Annotated in this window: 21 protein-coding genes; 12 read left to right on the top strand and 9 right to left on the bottom strand. The window is 71.7% G+C overall.

Features of this window, described 5'->3' with window-relative positions:
• The first annotated feature begins 29 nt into the window (after positions 1-29).
• Both J3P30_RS01440 and J3P30_RS01435 read left to right on the top strand, forming a co-directional pair.
• Positions 30-1739, top strand: a complete 1710-nt coding sequence (locus J3P30_RS01440; RefSeq protein ID WP_210479186.1) for a GTPase domain-containing protein — start codon at positions 30-32, stop codon at positions 1737-1739.
• A complete protein-coding gene (locus J3P30_RS01435) occupies positions 1736-3403 on the top strand; it encodes a GTPase (protein ID WP_210479185.1) in 1668 nt (555 codons plus the stop codon). The genes J3P30_RS01440 and J3P30_RS01435 overlap by 4 nt, the downstream gene beginning before the upstream one ends.
• A gap of 43 nt (positions 3404-3446) precedes the next feature.
• Here J3P30_RS01435 and J3P30_RS01430 read toward each other — a convergent pair whose 3' ends face one another.
• From J3P30_RS01430 to J3P30_RS01410, 5 genes are all read right to left on the bottom strand, one after another.
• Positions 3447-5183 (bottom strand): SidA/IucD/PvdA family monooxygenase, encoded by a 1737-nt coding sequence (locus J3P30_RS01430; RefSeq protein ID WP_210479184.1) that lies wholly within the window; start codon positions 5181-5183, stop codon positions 3447-3449.
• Between the two features lie 16 nt (positions 5184-5199).
• Positions 5200-6102, bottom strand: coding sequence for a carbohydrate ABC transporter permease (locus J3P30_RS01425; RefSeq protein WP_210479183.1), 903 nt, complete (start codon positions 6100-6102; stop codon positions 5200-5202).
• A 9-nt stretch (positions 6103-6111) separates the two neighbouring features.
• Positions 6112-7038, bottom strand: a complete 927-nt coding sequence (locus J3P30_RS01420; RefSeq protein WP_210479182.1) for a carbohydrate ABC transporter permease — start codon at positions 7036-7038, stop codon at positions 6112-6114.
• Positions 7038-8324 carry a sugar ABC transporter substrate-binding protein gene (locus J3P30_RS01415; RefSeq protein WP_246852681.1) on the bottom strand — a complete coding sequence of 429 codons (1287 nt, stop codon included), beginning with the start codon at positions 8322-8324 and terminating at the stop codon, positions 7038-7040. Before J3P30_RS01415 ends, J3P30_RS01420 begins: the two co-directional genes overlap by 1 nt.
• Before the next feature lie 272 nt (positions 8325-8596).
• The gene (locus J3P30_RS01410; RefSeq protein WP_210479181.1) at positions 8597-8935 is read right to left on the bottom strand and encodes a YciI family protein; all 339 of its coding nucleotides are present in this window, start codon (positions 8933-8935) and stop codon (positions 8597-8599) included.
• A gap of 150 nt (positions 8936-9085) precedes the next feature.
• On the opposite strand from J3P30_RS01410, the gene J3P30_RS01405 reads away from it, so the two are divergent.
• From J3P30_RS01405 to J3P30_RS01390, 5 genes are read left to right on the top strand one after another with little or no spacing between them, the layout of a single operon-like run.
• Positions 9086-9259 carry a hypothetical protein gene (locus tag J3P30_RS01405; RefSeq protein WP_210479180.1) on the top strand — a complete coding sequence of 58 codons (174 nt, stop codon included), beginning with the start codon at positions 9086-9088 and terminating at the stop codon, positions 9257-9259.
• Positions 9260-9273: 14 nt separating this feature from the next.
• Complete coding sequence (locus J3P30_RS15000) at positions 9274-9495, top strand: TadE/TadG family type IV pilus assembly protein (RefSeq protein ID WP_307807351.1); 222 nt, start codon at positions 9274-9276, stop codon at positions 9493-9495.
• 35 nt (positions 9496-9530) lie between these two features.
• Complete coding sequence (locus J3P30_RS14995) at positions 9531-9674, top strand: hypothetical protein (protein WP_246852680.1); 144 nt, start codon at positions 9531-9533, stop codon at positions 9672-9674.
• Complete coding sequence (locus tag J3P30_RS01395; protein WP_210479179.1) at positions 9646-10083, top strand: TadE family protein; 438 nt, start codon at positions 9646-9648, stop codon at positions 10081-10083. The genes J3P30_RS14995 and J3P30_RS01395 overlap by 29 nt, the downstream gene beginning before the upstream one ends.
• Positions 10080-10529 (top strand): pilus assembly protein TadG-related protein, encoded by a 450-nt coding sequence (locus J3P30_RS01390; protein ID WP_210479178.1) that lies wholly within the window; start codon positions 10080-10082, stop codon positions 10527-10529. Before J3P30_RS01395 ends, J3P30_RS01390 begins: the two co-directional genes overlap by 4 nt.
• A 1127-nt stretch (positions 10530-11656) precedes the next feature.
• Here the strand turns inward: J3P30_RS01390 and J3P30_RS01385 are convergent.
• Positions 11657-13546 carry a multicopper oxidase family protein gene (locus tag J3P30_RS01385; RefSeq protein WP_210479177.1) on the bottom strand — a complete coding sequence of 630 codons (1890 nt, stop codon included), beginning with the start codon at positions 13544-13546 and terminating at the stop codon, positions 11657-11659.
• Positions 13543-14031 carry a DUF6220 domain-containing protein gene (locus tag J3P30_RS01380; protein ID WP_210479176.1) on the bottom strand — a complete coding sequence of 163 codons (489 nt, stop codon included), beginning with the start codon at positions 14029-14031 and terminating at the stop codon, positions 13543-13545. The genes J3P30_RS01385 and J3P30_RS01380 overlap by 4 nt, the downstream gene beginning before the upstream one ends.
• A 233-nt stretch (positions 14032-14264) precedes the next feature.
• Here J3P30_RS01380 and J3P30_RS01375 point away from each other — a divergent pair, with 233 nt between their 5' ends.
• Complete coding sequence (locus J3P30_RS01375; RefSeq protein ID WP_210479175.1) at positions 14265-15341, top strand: Gfo/Idh/MocA family protein; 1077 nt, start codon at positions 14265-14267, stop codon at positions 15339-15341.
• Positions 15342-15655: 314 nt separating this feature from the next.
• Here the strand turns inward: J3P30_RS01375 and J3P30_RS01370 are convergent, their stop codons facing one another.
• Entirely contained in the window at positions 15656-16708 is a 1053-nt protein-coding gene (locus J3P30_RS01370) for an LLM class flavin-dependent oxidoreductase (protein ID WP_210479174.1), read from the bottom strand.
• A gap of 186 nt (positions 16709-16894) precedes the next feature.
• Here J3P30_RS01370 and J3P30_RS01365 point away from each other — a divergent pair, with 186 nt between their 5' ends.
• From J3P30_RS01365 to J3P30_RS01355, 3 genes are all read left to right on the top strand, one after another.
• Complete coding sequence (locus J3P30_RS01365) at positions 16895-17311, top strand: YciI family protein (RefSeq protein ID WP_210479173.1); 417 nt, start codon at positions 16895-16897, stop codon at positions 17309-17311.
• Positions 17312-17400: 89 nt separating this feature from the next.
• Entirely contained in the window at positions 17401-17826 is a 426-nt protein-coding gene (locus J3P30_RS01360; RefSeq protein ID WP_246852679.1) for a YciI family protein, read from the top strand.
• Positions 17827-17933: 107 nt separating this feature from the next.
• On the top strand, positions 17934-19202 hold the full coding sequence (locus tag J3P30_RS01355; protein ID WP_210479172.1) for an RNA polymerase sigma factor: 1269 nt from the start codon (positions 17934-17936) through the stop codon (positions 19200-19202).
• Between the two features lie 49 nt (positions 19203-19251).
• Here the strand turns inward: J3P30_RS01355 and J3P30_RS01350 are convergent, their stop codons facing one another.
• On the bottom strand, positions 19252-20496 hold the full coding sequence (locus tag J3P30_RS01350; protein ID WP_210479171.1) for an MFS transporter: 1245 nt from the start codon (positions 20494-20496) through the stop codon (positions 19252-19254).
• An 89-nt stretch (positions 20497-20585) separates the two neighbouring features.
• Here J3P30_RS01350 and prfB point away from each other — a divergent pair, with 89 nt between their 5' ends.
• On the top strand, positions 20586-21707 hold the full coding sequence (gene prfB, locus J3P30_RS01345; RefSeq protein ID WP_210479170.1) for a peptide chain release factor 2: 1122 nt from the start codon (positions 20586-20588) through the stop codon (positions 21705-21707).
• Positions 21708-21823 lie beyond the last annotated feature (116 nt).

The following is a 21823-nucleotide window of genomic DNA, read 5'->3' as shown; positions in this document are numbered from 1 at the left end:
GGGCGCGCGCGGCGGGGGAGGATGGCGACGTGTCCCAGGGTTCCGCGGTCGGCAGCGCTCCGCTCCTCTCTGCAGTGGGGCGCCTCCGGGACGCGCTCGACCAGGCGACCCTTCCCCTGGACCTCCCCGCGAGCCGCGCCGCTCGCCCGATCAGGACCCGCCTGCTCGACCAGCTCGATGACTACATCCTTCCGCGCCTGTCGTCGATCGACGCCCCGCTGCTCGCCGTCGTCGGCGGCTCGACGGGCGCGGGCAAATCGACCCTCGTCAACTCGCTCGTCGGCCGCGAGGTCACCCAGCCGGGCGTGCTCCGTCCCACGACCCGGTCGCCCGTGCTGATCCACCATCCGGCGGACGCCGACTGGTTCCTCGACCAGCGCATACTGCCGGGGCTCGCCCGGGTCACCGGGGCCTCGACTGCCGACTCCGGCACCGGCTCCGTCCGGCTCGTCGCCACCGACGCGATCGGCCGGGGTCTCGCGATCCTCGACGCTCCCGACATCGACAGCGTCGTGGCCGCGAATCGGGACCTCGCCGCGCAGCTGCTGGCCGCCGCCGACCTGTGGATCTTCGTGACCACGGCGGCCCGGTACGCCGACGCGGTGCCCTGGGACCTGCTGCGCGAGGCCGGGGAGCGCGGCACGTCGGTCGCGATCGTCCTCGACCGGGTCCCCGCCGAGGCGATGGACGAGATCCGCACGCACCTCGCCGAGATGCTGCGCGACCAGGGGTTCGAGCAGGCGCCGATCTTCGCCATCGCGGAGTCCCGGCTCGAACAGGGGCTCCTGCCGCGAGACCAGGCGGCCGCGATCCGGGGCTGGCTCGGCGGGCTCGCGGGGGATGCGCAGGCGCGCGCAGCGGTCGTCCGCCAGACCCTGCAGGGCGCCCTCGAGTCGCTGGATGCGCGGGTCGCGTCCCTCGTCGCGGCGTCCATCGAGCAGAGCGCCGCCGCGCGCGAGCTGACGGAGGCCGCGCGAAGGGCCTACGACGACGCACTCGTCCAGGTCCGGGACGGCATGCAGGACGGCACCCTGCTGCGCGGCGAGGTGCTCGCGCGCTGGCAGGAGTTCGTCGGCACGGGCGAGTTCTTCCGCCAGGTGGAGTCCACGGTCTCCCGGCTGCGCGACCGGGTCACCTCGTTCTTCAAGGGCGAGCCGCCGAAGACCGAGGTGCTGGGCGAGGCGCTCCAGTCGAGCGCTGCGCTGCTCGTCAGCAACCACGCGGAGCTCGCCGCCACCGCGGCCGCCCGGGCCTGGCGCTCGCTGCCCGGCGGTGAGCAGCTGCTCGCCATCCATCCGGCGCTGGGCCGCGCCAGTCCAGGGCTGGACGCGCGCATCGAGCGCCTGGTGCGGGACTGGCAGGGCGACATCTTCGACATGGTCCGCGAGGAGGGCAAGGACCGCCGCGTGACAGCCCGCCTCATGGCGTACGGCGTGAACGGCCTCGGCGTCGTCCTGATGCTCGTGGCCTTCGCGAGCACCGCGGGGCTCGCGCTGATCGAGGTCGGGATCGCGGGTGGCACCGCCGTCGCCGGGCAGAAGCTGCTGGAGGCGATCTTCGGCGACCAGGCGGTGCGCGAGCTGGCCCAGAAGGCCCGCGAGCGGCTCATCGAGCGGGTCGCCGACGTGTACGCCGACGAGCTGGACAGGTTCGAGGACGCCGTGGAGGGCGTCGGGGTCTCCCCGGATCAGAGCGAGGCGCTCGCCACCGCCGCCGCGGCAGTTCAGGCGGCGCGGTGAGCCCCATCCGCGCCGGGAGAGCCAAGGCGGGTCCGGACTCGGGCGAGGACCTCGGGACGCGCGTCGCCGCACTGGACGCCGCTCTGCAGTCCGGCGGGGGCGAGCTGGACCCCGCCGAGGTCGCCCGCGCCAGGGCGGTCGTGGACAAGGTGGGGGAGCGGACGACCCTCTCCGGCAGTCACACGGTCGTGGCGCTGGCCGGGGCGACCGGAAGCGGGAAGTCGTCCCTGTTCAACGCGCTCGTCGGAGCCGACGTCGCGAGGATCGGGGCCCGGCGTCCGACGACCTCGAAGCCCACCGCAGCGGTGTGGGGCGGCGGCGACGCGTCCGCGCTGCTCGACTGGCTGAAGGTCGACGCCCGGCACGTCGTCGACTCCGCAGCCGATGGCGGGAAGGCCCTCGACGGCCTGGTCCTGCTCGACCTGCCGGACTTCGACTCCCGCGAGGTGTCCCATCGCATCGAGGCGGAACGTGTCCTCCAGCTGGTCGACGTCTTCGTCTGGGTCACGGACCCGCAGAAGTACGCGGACGCCCGCCTGCACGACGACTTCGTGCGGCTCCTCGCCCAGCACGAGGCGGTGACGCTCGCGGTGCTGAACCAGGCCGACCGGCTCCCGCCGGACGCGGTCGAGGAGTGCGCGGCCGACCTCGGGCGGCTGCTCGCGCGGGACGGCATCTCCGGTGCGAGGGTCCTCACCACGTCGGTGCGCACGGGCGCCGGCGTCGGGGACCTCGAGCGGCGCATCGCGGACCACGTCGCCACCCGAGCCGCCTACCTGCGGAGGCTGACCGCCGACGTCGTCACCGTGGCCCGCTCGCTGCGCACCGGCGTGGCCGACACCGAGAAGAGGGTCGACCGCCTGCCGCGCGACGACCTCGACCGGTCCCTCGGCCGGGCCGCCGGCGTGCCCGTGGTGCTCGACGCCGTGAGCCGCGACTACCGGCGCGCCGCCGTCGCCTCCTCCGGCTGGCTCTTCACGCGCTGGGTCGGCCGCTTCCGCACCGACCCGCTGCGCCGGCTGCGGCTGGACAGCTCGGCCGCGCCGCGAGGGACCGTGGACGGCAGCGAGAGCGACGACGTGCGGGCGGTGCTGGCGCGGTCGTCGATCCCGACGCCCACCGGCTCGGCTCGATCCGCCGTCGAGGTCGCCACGCGGACGTTCGTGCGGAGCGCTTCCGACGGCCTCCCCGACCCGTGGGAGCGGGCGGTCGACGACGCCGCGACCGGGCACAGCGACGAGCTCTCCGACGCGCTCGACCAGGCGGTCGTCGGCACCTCGCTGCGGGCGCGCCGCCCGGTCTGGTGGGGGGTGGCGAACGTGCTGCAGTGGCTCTTCGGCCTCGTCGCGATCGCCGGCCTCCTCTGGCTGCTCGGCCTCAACGTCCTCGGGTTCCTGGGCCTGCCGCGTCCCGAGACGCCGGCGGTCGGCATCGTGCCCTGGCCGCTGATCCTGCTGATCGGCGGAGCGGTGCTCGGGATCCTGCTCGCGGGGCTCGCGCGCTGGTGGGCGCGGGTCGGCGCCCGGCGCCGCCGACGCATGATCGGCGCGCGGCTCCGCACGTCGGTCGGGGAGGTCGCGGAGGCCCGCATCGTCGCGCCCATCGCCCGCGTGCTGGAGCGGCACCGATCGACGCGGGAGAACCTGGACCGCGCGGGCAGCTGACGGGCCTCCCGCCCACTCGTTGACCCGCCCTCGAAGCGGGCCGCTACTCGGGCGCTCCCAGCGGGACGCCGGCCGCGTGCCGCCCGTGAGCGGATCGGTCACTCCTCGTGAACGGCCCGGTGCGAGGCAGGATGTCGAACGCGAGCGGTGTCTCCTTCGCGAGGACGAAGATCTCGATGGCGTGCTTGAGGAATGCGTCCACCGGGGTGACCCCCTGGAGCATCAGGTCGATGTGGAAGTAGACCCACTGCTGCAGCCAGCAGTCCCCCTTCGCCCAGATGAAGGAGTGGAGGATGCTGTTGTCGCTCAGCTGACGCCGCGCGGCGCGCTGCATCTCCTGCTCGCTGCGCTCCTCGCGCACGCAGAGGTGGTACACGGCGAGGTCCGCGGAGTTGGTGGCACGCATCGGACCCCACGTCGTCCAGAGCGCCGTCGACGAGGCGAGGACCGGCAGGTCGGGCACGATGAAGTGGTTGTAGAGCTTCGCCCGCGGGCTCAGGGTGAACGGCTCGCCGTCCTTCTCCAGGCGGAGCGTGTCGATCCCGCTCCTGTTGCCGGTAGCCCAGACGACCACATCGCCCGGCACGCTCCGGCCGTCGGCGAGCACGATGCCGTCGGCATCGAAGCGGACCGGATCCCCTACCGTGTGCGGGGCGCCGTCGAGGTCCCGGCGCTGGGTCGCGCAGAGCACGCCGCCGTGGAAGTGGGTGAAGTCCGTGTGCGGCGCGCCGAAGGTCCACAGGTGGCCGGACGACCAGTGCAGCACGGCGCCCAGCCGCCTGCTGACGCCCAGCCACAGGACCGTGGCGAGGTAGGAGAGACCGCGGATCCGGTCCATCGGGGACGCGTCGTGCAGCAGCGCCTCGAACTTGTAGAAGAGGTAGGGCTTCCGCATCACCCATTCGAAGTTCTCGTAGCCGGCTCGCCGAAACCCCAGTACGACGTCGCACGCCGCCTTGCCGCCACCGACCACCACCACCCGGCGGTTGTGGCGCACGATGTCCTCGAACTCCTCCGGCGAGAACTGCGTCGTGTGCAGCTGCCGGCCCCGGTACTCCTCGGCGCCCGGGAGGCGCGGCACCTCGCCGTACGCGGACATCGAGGCCCAGATCACGAGGTGGTACGGGCGCGACGTCCGGACCGCCCCGGTCCGGGTGTCGGTGATCGTCAAGGTGCCGGTGCGATCCGCCGACCGGTAGCGGACCGAGTCGACGTTGGAGTGCAGCCGGACGTGGGGGAGCAGGTCGAACGCGTCGGCGTAGCGGTGGATGTACCGCTCCACCTCCTCGGCCATCACCTTCCCGCCCTGCACGTCGGGGTCGTCGCTGTAGGGAAGGCCGTCGAACGAGGTGACCGTCATACTGCCGTGGATCTGCAGCCCGTGATAGCGGAGGTTTCTCGACCAGGTCCCGCCGATCTCGTCGTACCGCTCGAACACGTCCACGTCGTGCACGCCGAGCGCCTTGAACCGCTGCAGGCACTGCAGCCCGCTCCAGCCGCCGCCGACGATCGCGATGCGGAGGTTCCGGGGGTCCCTGCGGTAGCGCAGTCGCCGTGCCCACATCCGCCGCGCCACGACGCAGATGAGGATCAGCGGGGACAGCACGAGGAACACCGCGTAGAACACCAGCGTGGACACCGCGACGAGGAGCCAGCCGGCGGGAGCCCACCACGGTCGCCGCTCGCTCGGCATCCCGAGCTGCGAGTACGGGGTGATGAGCTGAGGCGGCTGCGGGAAGCGCTCCGGCGGCGTCGGGCTGCGTCCTCGCTTCGCCGCCATGGAGCGGACCATACGGTCACCGGATGCCGCTCCGGGCGAAGCCCTGGACGAAGTAGCGCTGGAAGACGAGGAACAGGATCACCATCGGGAGCACGGAGATCAGAGCCATCGCCATGATCGCGCTGTAGTCCGGCGTGGTCTGTCCCTTCATGTAGAGCAGCCCGACCGGGAGCGTGAACAGTGCGTTGTCCTTGAGGGCGATCAGCGGCCAGGCGAAGTCGTTCCAGCTGCCGAGCAGCGTCAGCAGGGTCAGCACGGCGACGAGCGGCTTGCTCAGCGGCAGCACGATCCGGAGGAACACCCGGACGTGACCGGCGCCGTCGATCCGGGCCGCCTCGATGAGCTCCTGCGGGATCGACAGGATGAACTGGCGGGCGAGGAAGATCCCGAACGCGGCCGCGGCACTCGGCAGGATCACCGACCAGTACGTGCCGTAGATCTCGAGCCCGTTCACGACGCGGAACTGGGCGACCATGATCGCCTGCACCGGGATCATCATCGTCGCGAGCGCGAGGAGGAACAGCGCCGTGCTGCCCGGGAAGCGGATCTTCGCGAACGCGTAGCCCGCCATGAGATTGAGCGACACGGTGAGCGCCGTGACGAAGGCGCCGATCACGACCGAGTTCACGAACCACTCGCCGACCGGGTAGCGCTCGAAGATGCTCGCGAAGTTCTCGAGCGTCAGGGTGCTCGGCCAGAGCCGCACGCCCCGCTCGAACACCTCCCCGGGCGGGGAGAAGGCGACCACGAGCATCCAGTAGAGCGGGAAGAAGACGATGGCCGAGGCCACCGCCGCGATGACGATGCGGACCACGAGGCCCGCGGTGGAGCCGTGTCGACGGACGGGTCCGCGGCCCCGCTGCACCTCGGTCGTCGGCTGGCCGACGGGGGCGATCTGAGACAGGGTCGATGTCGTCATGGCGCTCTCCTACTCGACCAGGTCGCGGGTGCGGCTCGTCCGCCACTGCACCCAGGTGAAGAGGAGCGTGACGAGCAGGATGACGATGCCGAGTGCCGCTCCGTACCCCTGCTCGCGGATCTGGAAGCCGTTCCGGTACGCGTACGTGCCGAGGACCGAGGTCGAGTACCCGGGGCCGCCGCCGGTCATCACGAAGACCAGGTCGAAGACCTGGAACGACGCGATGACGTTCATGATCAGCAGGAAGAAGGTCGACGGGCCGACGAGCGGCACCGTGACCGATCGGAACTGCTGCCACGCGGACGCGCCGTCGATGCGCGCTGCCTCGTACAGCTCCGGGGAGACGCTCTGCAGGCCGGCGATGTAGATGATCATGTTGAAGCCGACGCGGAGCCAGACCGCGGTGAGGATCACCGACACCATCGCGGCGCCGCCGTCCGACTGCCAGCCCACCGGCGACAGACCCACGGCGCTGAGGACCTTGTTGATCAGCCCGTTCGACTCGTAGAAGAGGATGACCGAGATCATCCCGGAGGCGACGCCGCTGATCACGAGGGGGAGCACGATGATGGTGCGGAACAGTCCTCGCGCGGGCAGCACCGAGTTGAGCACGACGGCGAGGCCGAGCCCGGCGGCCAGCTCCAGCGGCACCGTGACCGCGGTGAACAGCAGCGTGTTGCCGAGGCTCTGCCAGAAGACCGGGTCGGCCGCCATCTTGGCGTAGTTGTCCAGCCCCACCCACTCCGGCGTCCCGAAGCCGCGCGACTCCTGGAACGACAGCTGGATGGCCCAGACGATCGGCAGGAACAGGAACACCGCCATGAGCAGCAGGTTCGGGGCGAGGAACCCGTAGCCCGCGAGCCAGTCACGCCACCGCGCTCGCGTCCGGAAGGGGGTTCGGCTCCCCTCCCGGACGCGACCAGAGGCGACGGTCATCAGCTGGTGGCTTCGGCGGCCGCCGCGCTGATGTTCGCGAGGGTCTCCTCGGTGCTCTGCCCGCCGACGAACGCCAGCTCCAGCTGATCCTGGAGGGCGACCGCGATCTCGGCCAGGTAGGGAGAGGTCAGCTGCTTCACGTCGCTCGGCTCGAGCGTCGTCGCCTGCTCGACGAAGACGGGCATCACGTCGGGACGGACGGTGAACTCGATCGAGTCGGGTGCGATGTCGACGCGCGTGGGCAGCTCGTTCGTCGCCGCGCAGAAGGCGGTCATGTTCTCGGCCTCGACCATGAACTTGAGGAACTCCGCCGCCAGCTCCGGCTGGTCGGTGTCCGCCGTCGCGACGAGGGCGTTGCCGCCGAGGTCCGTCGCGCCGCGCTCGTCCACCGGCATCGGCGTCACCGCCCACTCGAAGTCGGCGAGGTTCTCCACGTCCGGCACCAGGAAGGACCCGACGAAGGCCATCGCGGTCGTCCCCTCCACGAAGAGCGAGTCGGCGTAGGTGGAGGACTTGACCGAGCTCGTCGGCGGCACCCAGTTGTTCGCGAAGAAGCTCTTCGTGAAGTCGAGCGCCTTCGCCCCCTCGGGCGAGTCGATGGCCGGGGTCGTGCCGTCCTCCTCGAGCAGCGCGCCGCCGGCCTGGAACAGCCAGCTCAACCACCGGGGCGTGCCGCCCAGCTGCCAGTTGTAGGCGAAGGGGAACTGCTCGGCCGGCAGCGCCGCCCGGAGCTTCGTCGCGACGTCGGCGAACTCCTCCCACGTCCACGCGTCCTCGAGCGACGTCGGGATGTCGGTGATCCCCGCCTGCGCGAGGAGCGGCACGTTGACCATCAGCGCGGACACGTCCGTCTGGTGGGGCACCCCGTAGGGCACGCCGTCGTAGGAGACGGCCTCCCACATCGCCGGCACGAAGGCGTCGATCTCGTCGTCGCTGAAGTACTCGCTGAGGTCGAGCAGCTGCTCCTGGCTCGAGTACACGCCGAGGTTGCCGTAGTCGACGCGCCACACATCCGGCGCCTCGCCCGAGCTCAACTGGGCGTCGATGTTGGTGAACATCTGCTCGTAGGGGACGACGTTCAGCTTGACGTCGGTCCCCTCGTTGGCGGCCTCGAAGTCCTCGATGAGCGACTCGAACGCGGCCTGCTCGGCCTCGCTCGCCCAGGTCGTGAAGGTGAGGCTCCCCTCCTCCTCGTCGTTCCCGCCACCTCCGGTGAACCCCGCGCAGCCCGCGAGGGTGAGCGGCAGCGCCATCGCCGCCGCGAGCATGACTCTTCTCTTCGGCATCATCGCCCCTTCCCATCCTGTTCTTCGTGGCTCGGCGGATCAGCGGATGGATCCCGCCCGTCCGAGCTCGTCGGTCGGCGTCAGGTATCGCTCACGAGGTGGGCCAGCGGCACGAATGGCGCTGCGGCGGAGGCGCTCGCGCGAGTTCCGAGGGGGTCGCGGTGCGGCAAGGGGTGGTCCGTCCTCTCTGGGGGAAAGAGGCGGGGCTGGGAGGTCTCAGCCTACGAAAGGGGGCACCGACAGAGGAAGAGGTGGTGGTGCCGGGTTCGGCACTAGCTCGCGGGGTCGTATCCGAACTCGCGCAGCTCCTGTGAGCAGCGGCAGGCCGCCGCGATCCTCCTGGCCCACTCGACCGCGTCCTCCCGGTTCGGCAGCTCCAGCACGAGGAACCCACCCGTGAGGTCGCTGCCCGGGTAGGTCCCGGGCGTGACCGCGCCGTCGGCCGACACGAGCACCGGTTCGACCTGCTCCGCGATTCCTCCGCCGAAGACGTAGACGCCCGCGGCCTTCGCCTCCTCGATCGCGGCGTGAGACTCGGCGCTCACGATCGGGAGCTCCTCCTCCGTGATCACCATCGCCCGGCTCGGGAAGGAGATGAGGTACTTGGTCACGTGTCGATGGTGCCCGTGAGGGGCAGGTGCGGCAACGGCAGGATGGCGAGTCCGGCACCCCGGCAGACCATCGCCCCACCGCGGGCGCACCTGTGGAGAGGTGCGGCAGTCGGACCGGGCACGACGACATCATGTCGGCGGAGGTGCCCGATGTCTTTCCTCAACCGCACTGCCGATCGACTCGCGGATGACCGCGGCGACGTCCCCGGGTGGGTGCTGATCACCCTGATGACCGCGGGTCTCGTGCTCGTGCTGTGGGGTGTCGCCGGACCGGCGCTCACCACAGTCTTCGAGCAGGCGATCGACCGCGTCAGCTCGTTCTGAGCCGCGTCCTGGCCGTGCCCGATCGGCACACTGGCCGAGCGTCCGACGATGGCTCGGCCCCGGCCGAGTTCGTGATGGTCGGCGCCGTGCTCGTCCTGCTCGTGCTGTCGGTGCTGCAGCTCGGACTCGCCCTCCACGTGCGGAACACGGTGACGGATGCGGCCGCCGAGGGGGCCGGCATGCGGCGCTCGGCGGAGGATCGCTCGAGAGCGGGGCCGAGCGGACACGGCAGCTGATCGAGGCGGCACTCGGGCCCGCCTATCCGGTGGAGGTGACGGCCGAGCAGTCGGACCTTGCGGGCATGGCGATCGCGCAAGTGGCGGTGACGGCGCCGCTTCCGGTGCTCGGGCTGTTCGGCATCGAGGATGCTGTGGAGGTGGAAGGCCGTGCCCCGCTCGAGGACAGCGGACCCTGAGGAGGGATCCGCGGGGATCGAGTTCCTCGCCGGCGCTGTGCTCCTCCTCGTCCCTCTCGTCTACCTCGTGGTGACCCTCGGCGCGCTGCAGGCCGCGGCCTTCGCGACCGAGGGAGCGGCGCGCGGCGCGGCCCTGGTGCTCTCCCGGGGCGTCGGCGACCCGGCCGTCGGCGAGCAGGCGGAGCAGGTCGTCGCCCTCGCCCTCGAGGACTTCGGGGTGCGCGACGGAGCCGAGGTCGAGGTCACCTGCAGGCCCGCGGGGGAGTGCGGCGAGCGAGGGGCCGAGATCATGGTCCTCGTCAGGGCGGCCGTCGCCCTGCCTCTCGTTCCCGACGGGCTGCCGGTCACGATCCCGGTCGAGGGAACCGCGACCCTTCCCGTCGCCCGTTTCGAGGCCGGCGAGCGATGACCGCACGCCCGCCCCGACCGCTGGGACCGGACGAGGGATCGATCCTTCCGCTGCTCGCCGGCTTCGTCGCGATCGCGCTCGCGCTGATCGTCGTCGTCGCAGGAGCGAGCTCGCTCTACCTCGAGCGCAAGCGCCTCTACACGCTGGCGGACGCGGCCGCGCTCACTGCGGCTCAGTCGTTCCCGCTCGACTCCGTCGCGGTCGGCGAGGACGGCGAGGTCCGGCCCGTTCTCACGTCGACTCAGGTGCGGGAGGCGGCGCGCAGCTACCTGACCTCGGTCCCGGCGCCCGTCGAGGGTCTCGAGCTCGAGGGCGCGGGCAGCCCCGACGGAACGAGCGCCGAGGTCACCCTGTCCGCCGTCTGGCGTCCGCCGCTGGGGTCGCCGCTACTTCCGGAGGGCATCCGGATCAGCGTCACCTCGACGGCCCGCACCGCTCTCCGCTGAGGTGCGAGCGGGCCAGGGGAACTCTCAATCCCGACGACGAGGTCCGCTCTTTCAACGCCCGGATCTTCGCCCCCGGCTCAGTGAGTCGGCCCAGCTCAGGAGCTGGAACGGCACCGGGGGCCGCGAACCGACCGATGCTGGTGCCCTCCTCATTGGTGTTCCTCGACACCCCACGAGGCGTCGGTCATCCGTCTCCAAAGCCTCGAGCCCCGTCCTTGGTGCCTCTGGCTTCGAAGAAGTCGATGGCAGAGACGATGCCGCCAGCAGCTTCAGCGATCACCTCGCCGCCAGGGACTTCTCGGGCGACGCTTCCGATCACGGTCTGTACCGCCCCGGCACCCACCTTGAGGAATCTCCGCACGCCTTCCCCGTCGTTGTCGGTCCATGCCTGATGCAGTCGCTCCAGAATCAAGCGGAGGGTCGCCGCTTAGGTTGCGCAAGAGCCCCTCCCAAACCGGCTTCGGCAAGCGCAGCGTCATGTTCGCCCGATGCGACCGCTGCGTGAGCGCGACCGATCGCCTCCGCCAGAGGCGCCCGAGTCGCACGAACCACCGGTTGAAGCTCGACGGGGCACCAGTAGTCGGCGACCTCCTCCCGGTGCGCCGTGTCGAACAGGGCGTGAGTCTGTCCGAGCACCTCATGGGCAATGCGGCGTGGGTCTCCGCCCTCGCCCAGGGTATCTTGCGGCGTGGTGCCCGTTCCCCCGCCCGCGCCTCCGTCGCCAGCCGTCGGAGGGCCGTCGAAGTCTGAGCCGCCGCCCGACCTGGGATCCTCGAATACGCCTTCGTCGGTCTCGCCGTGCTGCGGTGGCGAATCCTTGCTCTGCGGCCCGGCGGCGCCCGGGCGCCTCCTGATCCGGTCGTCCTTGCCTGACTGCGGCTGTTCCATCGGTTTCCCCGTCGCCCTCGTGGCCCCTGTCTGCACGACGGAAGTGCCCGTGCGGACGCGGCCAGGACCCCCTCAGCAGCGCTGACGCCGACGCCAGCGCGCCTGTCGGAGCTCGGCCGATTCGAGGGGCCGGTGCTACCTGAAGCTGACGAGATTGGCACTCGAGCCGACTGATCCACAGGGACCAAAGTCCGAGAGAAGACCCCGTCACGCAAGCGCGCCCGTCGCCCGAACCGCGGTCAGCCGGAGATCTGCTTGTGCTCGAACGGCGTCGTGACCCCGTCGTACGCGATCGCCATCACCATGCCCTGCTCCGCGTGATCGAGGTTGTGGCAGTGGTCCATCCAGATGCCCGGGTTGTCCGCCACGAGCATGACCTCCCAGCTGTCGCCCGGCTCGACGTCGAACGTGTCGAGCCAGAGGGGCGCGCCCGTCGCGGGGACGCCGTTGCGGGAGAGCACGAGGACGTGGTGCCCATGGATGTGCATGGGATGGGTGTCCCGGCCCCGGTTGAGGACGGTCAGCTTGAGGACCTGCCCCTCCGTCACCTCGATGTTGGGGATGTGCGGAAACACGGCGCCGTTGACGACGTAGGCGTTGGCGGGCAGCCCGCCGAAGACACGGGGGAGCCGATCGAGCACGAGGGTCTCCTCGGTCATCCGCTCCGGCAGGACGAGGCCCGCGCGGTCCCCGTAGGCGTGGAGGTCGAGATCGGGCAGCCCTCTCGGCGCCTCGAGCGCGGACGGGTCGGATCCCTCGGGCGCGAGGGCGAGCGACGCCCGGGTGGAGGCGTCCGTCGTCACGAGTACGCCGTCGTAGGGGACCTCGAGCGCGACGTCGATGCGGCCGCCCGCAGGAACGCGCAGAGCGGAGTCGGTGACCTCCGTGCCCCCCGGGACGTCCCGGCCGTCGACCGCGACCACGCGGAACGCCGCTCCCGTGACCCGGAAGCGGTGCGGCACTTGGTCCGTGTTGACGAACCGGAGCCGGACGCTGGAGCCCTCGGCGGTCTCCCGGACTCGGTGCGTGTCCGCCTCGCCGAGCCACACGCTCGAGCCGAAGGTGTGCAGCGGAACGGTGAGGTCCACGGCCTCCAGGATGCCGTCGGCCGGCAGCACCACGAGCATGCCGAAGAGACCGCGCCGGATGCCCTCGGCCGACGACTGGTGGGTGTGGTACCAGTACGTGCCCGGCTCGTCCGCGACGAAACGGTACGTGAAGGACTCGCCGGGAAGCACAGGGTCCTGAGTCGCGCCGGCGACGCCGTCCTCTCCGTTCGGGACGTCGTACCCGTGCCAGTGCAGCGTGACGCCGTCCTCGATGTCCTCGTTGCGGAGGGTCACCTCGACGAGGTCGCCGACCGCGACGCGCAGCTCCGGCCCGGGCAGGGATCCGAAGCTCTGCGCCGTGATCTCCGTGCCGCCGGGGGAGGTCACCGTCTCGTGGCGCGCGGTCAGGTCGAAGTGGCGGAGCGTGCCGGGGGCGTCCGCCGGCGTCCGCAGGTCGGTGACGGAGACGCCGTCGGGGGCCGCGGCGGCGGCGTGCGCGTGGCTCGAGAGCGCGCCGGGTGCGGCGACGTCCGTGAGCCAGGCGAAGCCGAGCGAGCCGGCGAGCAGCAGGGTGACGAGTGCCGAGGCTCCGATCAGCTGCCGGCGCTCGCGGCGCAGCACGGCCCAGGTGAGCCAGACGGCGAGGGGCACGAGGAGCGCCAGTCCGACGGCCGCGAGCGGCGAGAGCGGGTAGCCGATCAGTACGCGGGCCAGGATGCCCGCCGCCGCGGAGGCCGCGGCGCCGACCAGGGCGGGGACGGCGAGCGCCGGCAGGGGAGCCGACCGCGCTCGCAGCAGCGCGGGGACCGCGATCGCCGCCGCGGCGACGCCCACCGCGAGCTGGAGGGGGACGGCGAAGACGAGCTTCTCCTGCGCGAAGCCCCAGCCGCGGGCCGCGAGCAGGAGCCCGGTCCCGAGCTGTCCGAGGGCGAGGAGGACCCCGAGACCGGCGAGGCTCGCCGTCGCGGTGGTGCGCCGCCGCGCGGCCGGCATCGCGGCGAGCACCGCGGCGCCGATCCACGCGGCGGCGCACAGGGCGCCGACCGCGAGGTCGAGCAGGAGGAGGAGGGAGGTGCTCACGCCCTGGGAACGGTGTTCACCTCGGCGGGGGCCGTAGTCGCGGCTGCGCCGGGAGCGGAGGGCCGTCCGGTGTCCCCGGTCTTCACGAGGCGCCGGGCTCGGTTCATGAGGGTCGCGCTGAGGGCGATGATCGCGAGGCCGTTCAGGCCGTGCAGGCTGATGAAGAGGGTCGCGGCGAGCGGGATCTCGGTGCTCTCGGGGCCGATGCCGAAGACCATGCCGCCAATGATGAAGATCAGCGTCTGGAGGATGAGCAGGCCGAGCACGATGACACTCAGCCAGATGGTGCGCTTGCCGGCGCGGGCCAGGGCCGCCGTCAGGATGGTCAGCAGCACGAGGATCGGCAGCACGATGCGGCCGTTGGTCGCGTGGATGCCGAAGAGGTGGTCGTCCGGGACACTGAACACCCCCATCGCCGCGAAGTAGATCTGCAGCGCGGTGGCGGCCGTGAGCAGGATGGTGACGACGAAGAAAACCTTGCGCATCTTCCCTCGATCCGGGTCTGGGCGGGGCATCCTCTCGCCCCGAAGAGGCCCGTCACGCCGACGGACAGCACCGCACGGTACTCGTGCACGGCGCTCCGGTACAGAGACCGAAGGGCCTGCAATGTGCCTTTAACCTGGCATCGTTCCTCCCCCTCCTTCCGCGTCGTGAGCGGGATTAGGATCGGCGCGGTGTGGGATCGTGACCACGCCGCGGACACGAGGGAGTGGACCGGATGCGGCTGTACCTGATCGGCGCCGGCGTGAGCGCCAGGACCCACGTCGCGGCGGCCGCGAAGCTGGGCGAGCCGGTCGAGCTCCGGGTCGCGGACCCGAACGCCGAGACGCTCGCCGGCTTCCTCGAGGCGTTCCCCGAGGCCACCGGCTACGCCTCCGCCGAGGAGATGCTGGCGGCCGAGCAGGCACGGGAGGACGACGTCGCGATCGTCGCGACCCCGCCGCGATTCCACTTCGCGCCCGCGGTCGCCGCCGCCCGCAGCGGCCGGCACGTCCTCTGCGAGAAGCCCCTCGCTATGACTGTCGACGAGGCCGAGGAGATGTTGCGGGTGGCGACCGAGCACGGCGTCCTGTTCGGCTCGTGCAGCACCCGCTTCCGCGGCCTTCCGCACAACGAGGCGGTGAAGGCGGTGATGGCGACCGGCGTCCTCGGTGACCTCGTGCACCTCGACTTCGTGACCCGATCGCCCCGCAGCCGGGCGGGGATCGAGTACCAGCCGTCGAGCCGGTGGTTCCTCGACAGCCGCATGAGCGGCGGAGGTGTCGTCATGGACTGGGGGCCCTATGACATGTCGACCCTCTTCGACCTGCTGCAGCCCACGCGCGTCGAGATGGTGGACGCCTGGATGGCGAAGACGAGGACGGGAGCGGACCCGGAAGGCGTGGTGCACGACACCGAGTCGACGGCGGGAGCCGCCCTTCGGGTCACCCGGCAGGACGGGTCGGTGCTGCGCGTCAACTACCAGCGGGCGAACGCGACGCACGGGGAGGAGTTCGCGCGCGCCGAGCTCGAGGGCACGCTCGCAGCGCTGCGGTGGACGCCGTTCGACTCGCATCAGCCCGTCCAGCTGCGGACGGACGCCGAGGGCGAGCCGCGTGAGGAGACCGTGGAGCCGCCCGAGCGGGACGACCTCAGCATCTTCGACCGGCCCCTCGTCCACTTCGTAGCCGCGCTGCGCGGCCGGCCGTCCCTGGCGGCGATCGGCCCGATCGCGGTCGACGAGTTCCGCTGCGTCCGTGGCGTCTACGACACCGCGCGCACCGGGCGGCCGACGGTCGTGGAGGTGCGCCGGTGATCCGGCGGGAGTGGCCACGGCGCTCCTCGACTTCAGCGCACTCGCGGATGCCCTCCCCGGCTACACGGGCTCACCCTCGAGCTGAGGCATCCGGACAGATGGCGCCGCAGCGGTCGGTGGCCGAGGACACCCGCCGGTCCTCAGAGTTCCTCCGCGCCCTCGTGGCCGCAGGCTAACCGTCCTTCCTGGCGCTCAACAGGCGTTCTCTCGCCCAACAGGTGGAACGGCGGCGCGTCGGCCTGTTGACGGCGACTTCGCCTGTTGAGCGCGAGTCGTGGGGAGATATGCCGACGGCCGAGCGCGAGGAGACGGCGTCAGAGCGCGATCGGCTCGTGCTCGGCGAGCAGCTCGCGGACGCGGGGGATGACCTGGGTCCCGTAGAGCTCGATGCTGCGCATCATCGCCGCGTGCGGCAGGGGTCCCGCGCTGTACTTCAGGTCGAAGCGCGCGATGCCGATGGCCTGGGCGGTCCGCGCGATCTTCGCCGCTACCGTCTCCGGGGAGCCGACGTAGAGCGAGCCGTGCTCGATCTCCTGCTGGAACTCCTCGGGACGCATCGGCGGCCACCCGCGGTCGCGGCCGATCGTGTCGCGCATCGCCTTGTAGGGCGGGAAGAACTCCTTCCGCGCCTGCTCGTCCGTCTCCGCGATGTGGCCGGGCGAGTGGACGCCGATCGGCAGCTCCTCGACCTCGAGCTGAGTGAGGGCCCGCCGGTACAGGTCGGCGTACGGGGCGAAGCGGCGCGGGTCGCCGCCGATAATCGCGAGCAGCAGCGGCATGCGGTGCCGGGCCGCCCGCACGACCGACTCGGGACTCCCGCCCACGCCGATCCACGTCTTGAGGTGCCCCGACTCGGTCTTCGGGTACACCTCCTGGTTCACGAGGCCGGCCCGGACGGTGCCGCTCCAGGTGACGGGTCCCTCGCGGAGCAGCTCGGTGAACAGGTCGAGCTTCTCGCTGAACAGCTCCTCGTACTGGCTCAGGTCGTAGCCGAAGAGCGGGAACGACTCGGTGAACGAGCCGCGGCCGAGGATCACCTCCGCGCGTCCCGAGGATGCCGCGTCCAGCGTGGCGAAGCGCTGGAAGACCCGGACGGGGTCGTCCGAGCTCAGCACCGTGACCGCGGAGCCGAGGCGGATGCGCGTCGTCCGTCCGGCGATCGCCGCGAGCACGACGTCCGGCGCGGAGATCGCGAAGTCGGCACGGTGGTGCTCCCCGACGCCGAAGAAGTCGACCCCGACGGCGTCGGCGAGGACCCCCTCCTCGATCACGTCGCGGATCACCTGCGCATACGAGGTCGGGGCGCCGTCCGGGCCGCGCGTCACGTCGCCGAAGGTGTCGAGCCCGAGCTCCAGGGTGTCCGCCATGACTGCCTCTCTCCGTCCCGTCCGGCCGGGCGCTTGCCGGCCGCAACCTCCGTCCTACCGCTCCCGTCGCCGGGGCGGAAGTCAGGGCAGACTGATGCGGGTGTCCGAGTCCGTGTCGAAAAGCGCGACGTCCGATCGACGTGGAGGTGAGGGCGGGAACCGCCGCCCCGTCGGAAGGGACACGAGATGAAGTACATGCTGCTGCTCAAGGCGGACGAGGCGAGCGAGTCGGGCGCGGTGCCGGACTCCGAGGCCATCGCGAACATGGGCCGCTACAACGACGAGCTCATCAAGGCGGGCGTCCTGCTCGCCGGCGAGGGCCTGCACTCCAGCGCGGACGGAGCCCGCGTGCGCTTCTCCGGCGGAGACCGCTCCGTCGTCGACGGCCCGTTCGCCGAGACGACCGAGCTGCTCGCCGGCTTCTGGATCCTCGAGGTCGCCTCCAAGGAGGAGGCCGTCGAGTGGGCGCGCCGGGTGCCGCTCACGTCCGGCGAGGTCGAGGTCCGCCAGGTGTTCACGGTCGACGAGTTCGATCAGGACGACGAGTACGTGCAGAAGGAGCGCCAGTGGCGCGAGGAGCACGGCGAGGTCCGCACGGCCTGAGCCGAGGCCATGTCGAAATCGGGTCCGCCCGATCGACGTAGAGGTGAGGGCGGGAACCGCCCCGACAACCGACGAAGGAGAGAGAGAAGATGAAGTACATGCTGGTGATGTCGCAGCCCCGGTCCGCCGTGTCGGCCGAGGACATGTCGCCCGAGGAGATGGCTCAGATCATCGAGGAGATGGGCCGGTACAACGACGAGCTCATCGCGGCCGGCGTCATGGCCGGCGGCGACGGACTCGCACCCGACGACGAGGGCACGCGCATCGACTTCGAGGGTGACGAGCGCACCGTGACCGACGGCCCCTTCGCGGAGACGAAGGAGGTCTTCCAGGGCTTCTGGATCCTGGAGTGCGCCACGCAGGAGGAGGCGGTCGAGTGGGCGCGGAAGGCGCCGCTGCGCAGCGGCAACATCGTGGTCCGCCGCATCCCGTCGATCGACGAGTTCCCGCAGGACCTCCCCGCGATCCAGAAGGAGCGCGAGTACCGGATCGCGCAGGGGGAGAAGCTCGACTGAGCACGCCGCCGCCGAGCCCGTCCGGGCCGTCCTCCGCATCGGAGGCGGCCCGGCTCCGCGCTGCCGCCGAGGGCCTCGGCGACGATGCGGCCGTCGGCTCCGGCGCCGTGACCGCTCCCGCCCGGGCGGCCGACGCGAGCCGGGCGGCGATCGACGCCGTCTGGCGGATCGAGTCCGCGAAGGTCGTCGCGGTCCTCACCCGCTCCCTCGGCAGCCTCGACGCCGCGGAGGAGTTCGCCCAGGAGGCCCTCCTCGACGCGCTCGAGCAGTGGCCGCGGACCGGTGTTCCCCGGAGTCCGGCCGCCTGGCTCACGACGGTGGCCCGGCGCCGCGCGATCGACTCCTGGCGGCGTGCCGACCGGTTCGGCGAGCACGTCGCCGAGCTCGCCCACCGCCTCGAGGAGGAGGAGCAGGACGGACCGGAGCAGCACGCGCTCGAACCTCTCGACGACGAGGTGCTGCGGCTCATCTTCACCGCGTGCCACCCGGTCCTGTCCCGGGCCTCGCGGGTCGCGCTCACCCTCCGCGTCGTCGGCGGCCTCAGCACCGACGAGATCGCCAGGGCGTATCTCGTCGGCTCGGCCACGATGGGCCAGCGGATCTCCCGCGCCAAGCGCACGATCGCGGACGCGGGGGTGCCGTTCGAGGTGCCGGACCCCGCGGAGTTCCCCGTGCGGCTGGGCGCCGTGCTCGAGGTGCTCTACCTCGTCTTCAACGAGGGGTACTCGGCCACCGCGGGGCCCGACGTCCTCCGGCCGGACCTCTGCCGTGAGGCGCTCCGCCTCGCGCGCATCGTGGCGGGCCTGCTGCCGCGCGAGTCCGAGGTCCACGCCCTCGTCGCGCTCATGGAGCTGCAGGGGTCCCGGTTCGCCGCCCGCGTCGACCGCAGCGGGGAGCCCGTGCTGCTCGCTGACCAGGACCGGCGCCGCTGGGACCGCAGCGCGATCGCCCGCGGACGGGCATCGCTGGAGCGGGCTCGGCGCCTCGCCCCAGAGCTCGGGCCCTACGGTCTCCAGGCCGAGCTCGCCGAGAGCCACGCGGTCGCGCCGACCGCCGCGGACACCGACTGGGGACGCATCGTCGCCGTGTACGACCGGCTCCTGGCGGCGGCGCCGTCCCCGGTCGTCGAGCTCAACCGCGCGGTCGCGGTCGCGATGGCGGGCGATGCCGCCGGCGCGCTCGCCGTGGTGGACCGGCTCGCCGAGCGGGAGACGCTCCGATCGTGGCACCTGATCCCCGGCGTCCGAGCGGATCTGCTCGAGCGCCTCGGGCGCGGCGAGGAGGCGTCGGCCGAGTTCGCGCGGGCCGCGGAGCTCGCCGGCAACGAGCGGACGCGGGCCGTGCTGCTGGCCCGGGCGGCAGTCGGCCGGCGCTGACCCTCGCCGGACAGGGACCGGACGGTGGCCGGCGGCGCGCCGGGAGGCGTCAGCGGTGCGACGAGTACCGCGGGACGTAGCGCAGCAGCGACGCGGCCCCGCCGAATCCGAGGACGCCGAGCACCGCCACGGCGACCGGCAGGGATGCGACGGCCGTGATGCCCGCGATCAGCAGCGGCGCGATCGCGCCTCCGGCATCGTTCGTGAAGCGCCACGCGCCGAGGAACGGAGCCGGGTTCGCGGGCGGCGCGAGGTCCGCTCCGAGCGTCATGAGGATGCCGGACCCGATGCCGTTCGCGAGCGCCAGGAACACGGCCAGGGCGATGAACCAGCCGACCCGGCCCGGAACGTCGTGCGTCAGCGAGAGCGCGATGTGCCCGACGGCGAGACCGACGATCGACGGAACGGCGACCCAGAGCCGGCCGAACCGGTCCATGATGTGCCCGCCCGAGTAGAACAGCGCGAAGTCCACCGCGCCCGCGAGGCCGATGATCGCGGCGGTCTCGACCTCGCCGACGCCGATGCTCACCGCCCAGAGCGGCAGCATCACCTGCCGGCTCGCGCGCAGGGCCGAGATGAGGGCGGCCCCCGAGCCGAGCCGGAGCAGGACGGCCCTGCTGCGGACGAGGGTCCGGAAGAGTCCGTGCGCCTCCGCCGAGACGAGGCGGCGTCCCTCGGTCCGCTCCTCCGTGCGGGCGAGCCGCACGGCGCCGAAGGTCGACTCGGGGTCGGGCAGGGTGAGCAGCACGATCGTCGCGGCGCCGCAGCTGACGACGAAGATCCAGAACGCGACGGCCGGCGATCCCGTGAGCGAGATGGCGCCCGCGCTGAGGAACGGGCCGACCAGGTAGCCGAGCCGGAACGTCCCGCCGAGCGTCGACAGGGCACGGGCGCGGTACTGGATCGGCACGAAGCTCGTGAGGAACGCGTGGCGCGCGAGAGCGAAGACCGCGGTGGCCAGTCCGACGAGGAGGATGCCGATCGCCAGCACGAGGGGAGAGGTCGCGAGCAGCGCGAGCACGGATCCGCCGACCGCGAGGGCCGCGGCCCCGATCATCGCGACCCGCTCGCCGATCTTCGCGACGATGGCTCCGCTCGGGATGTCGCCGATGAGCTCCCCGACCGTGATCATCGCGGCGATGACGCCCGCGATCGCGAGCGAGGCGCCGAGATCGTCGGCGACGAGGGGGATGACCGGGAGGATGGCTCCCTCGCCGATCGAGAAGAGGACCGTCGGGAGGAACGCCGCGAGGACGGTCGACCGCCAGGAGAAGGAGGAGCCGTTCGCCGTCATGTCTTCCTCGACCCTACGCGTCGCCCGAGGGCGCTCCGGTCCTCGCGGGCCGGAGCGGTCAGGGAGGCGGCGGGTAGTCTGGTCGGGACATGGCCGAACTGGATTTCTCCGCTCAGATCGCGGATCTTCGCTCCACCTTCTCCGACATCCAAGCGGTCCTCGACGTGGATGCGATCCGCGCCCGGGTCGCGACCCTCTCCGAGCAGGCGGGCGCCCCCGACCTGTGGGACGACACGGCGCGGGCCCAGAAGGTGACGAGCGAGCTCAGCCACGCCCAGTCCCAGCTCGCCAAGCTGACGGAGATCCAGCGGCGCCTCGACGACCTCGAGGTGCTCGTCGAGCTCGCGAACGGGGAGCCGGACGACGAGATCGCGGCCGAGACCGGGGAGGAGGCGCAGGCGGAGCTCGCCGCGCTGCAGAGCATGCTGGGCGAGCTCGAGGTCCAGACGCTCCTCAACGGGGAGTACGACGCACGCCCGGCCGTCGTCACGATCCGCGCCGGCGCGGGCGGCGTGGACGCCGCGGACTTCGCCGAGATGCTGCTGCGCATGTACCTGCGCTGGGCCGAGCAGCACAAGTACCCGGTGCAGGTCATGGACACGAGCTACGCGGAGGAGGCGGGCATCAAGTCGGCGACCTTCGAGGTCGACGCCCCCTACGCGTTCGGCAACCTGTCGGTCGAGGCCGGGACGCACCGCCTCGTGCGGATGTCGCCCTTCGGCGCCGCGGGCAAGCGGCAGACGAGCTTCGCCGCGGTCGAGGTCATCCCGCTGATGGAGGAGACCGAGTCCATCGACATCCCGGAGAACGAGATCCGCGTCGACGTGTTCCGCTCGTCGGGGCCCGGCGGGCAGTCGGTCAACACCACCGACTCCGCGGTCCGCATCACGCACATCCCGACCGGGACCGTCGTGTCGATGCAGAACGAGAAGAGCCAGATCCAGAACCGGGCCGCCGCCATGCGCGTCCTGCAGTCGCGCCTCCTGCTGCTGAAGCGCGAGGAGGAGAACGCCAAGAAGAAGGAGCTCGCCGGCAACATCACGGCGAGCTGGGGCGACCAGATCCGCTCCTACGTCCTCGCTCCCTACCAGATGGTCAAGGACCTCCGCAGCGAGTACGAGGTCAACAACCCGAGCGCCGTCTTCGACGGCGACCTCGACGGCTTCCTCACGGCGGGGATCCGCTGGCGGAAGCAGAAGGCCGCAGCCTGAGGAGCCCATGGCGGAGGTCGTCCGCTCCTCGATCGACCCGGCTCGGCTCCAGGTGAGGGCGGGGCAGGAACGGGCTGTTCCCGGGTGTCGCTCCGGGAATAGCCAGGCCCCCTGCA

Origin of the sequence: Naasia sp. SYSU D00948 (genome assembly GCF_017916515.1) — a bacterium.
Taxonomy (GTDB): domain Bacteria; phylum Actinomycetota; class Actinomycetes; order Actinomycetales; family Microbacteriaceae; genus Naasia.
The sequence above is the reverse complement of the archived record's forward strand: the minus strand, read 5'-3'. Positions and strand labels throughout refer to the sequence as shown.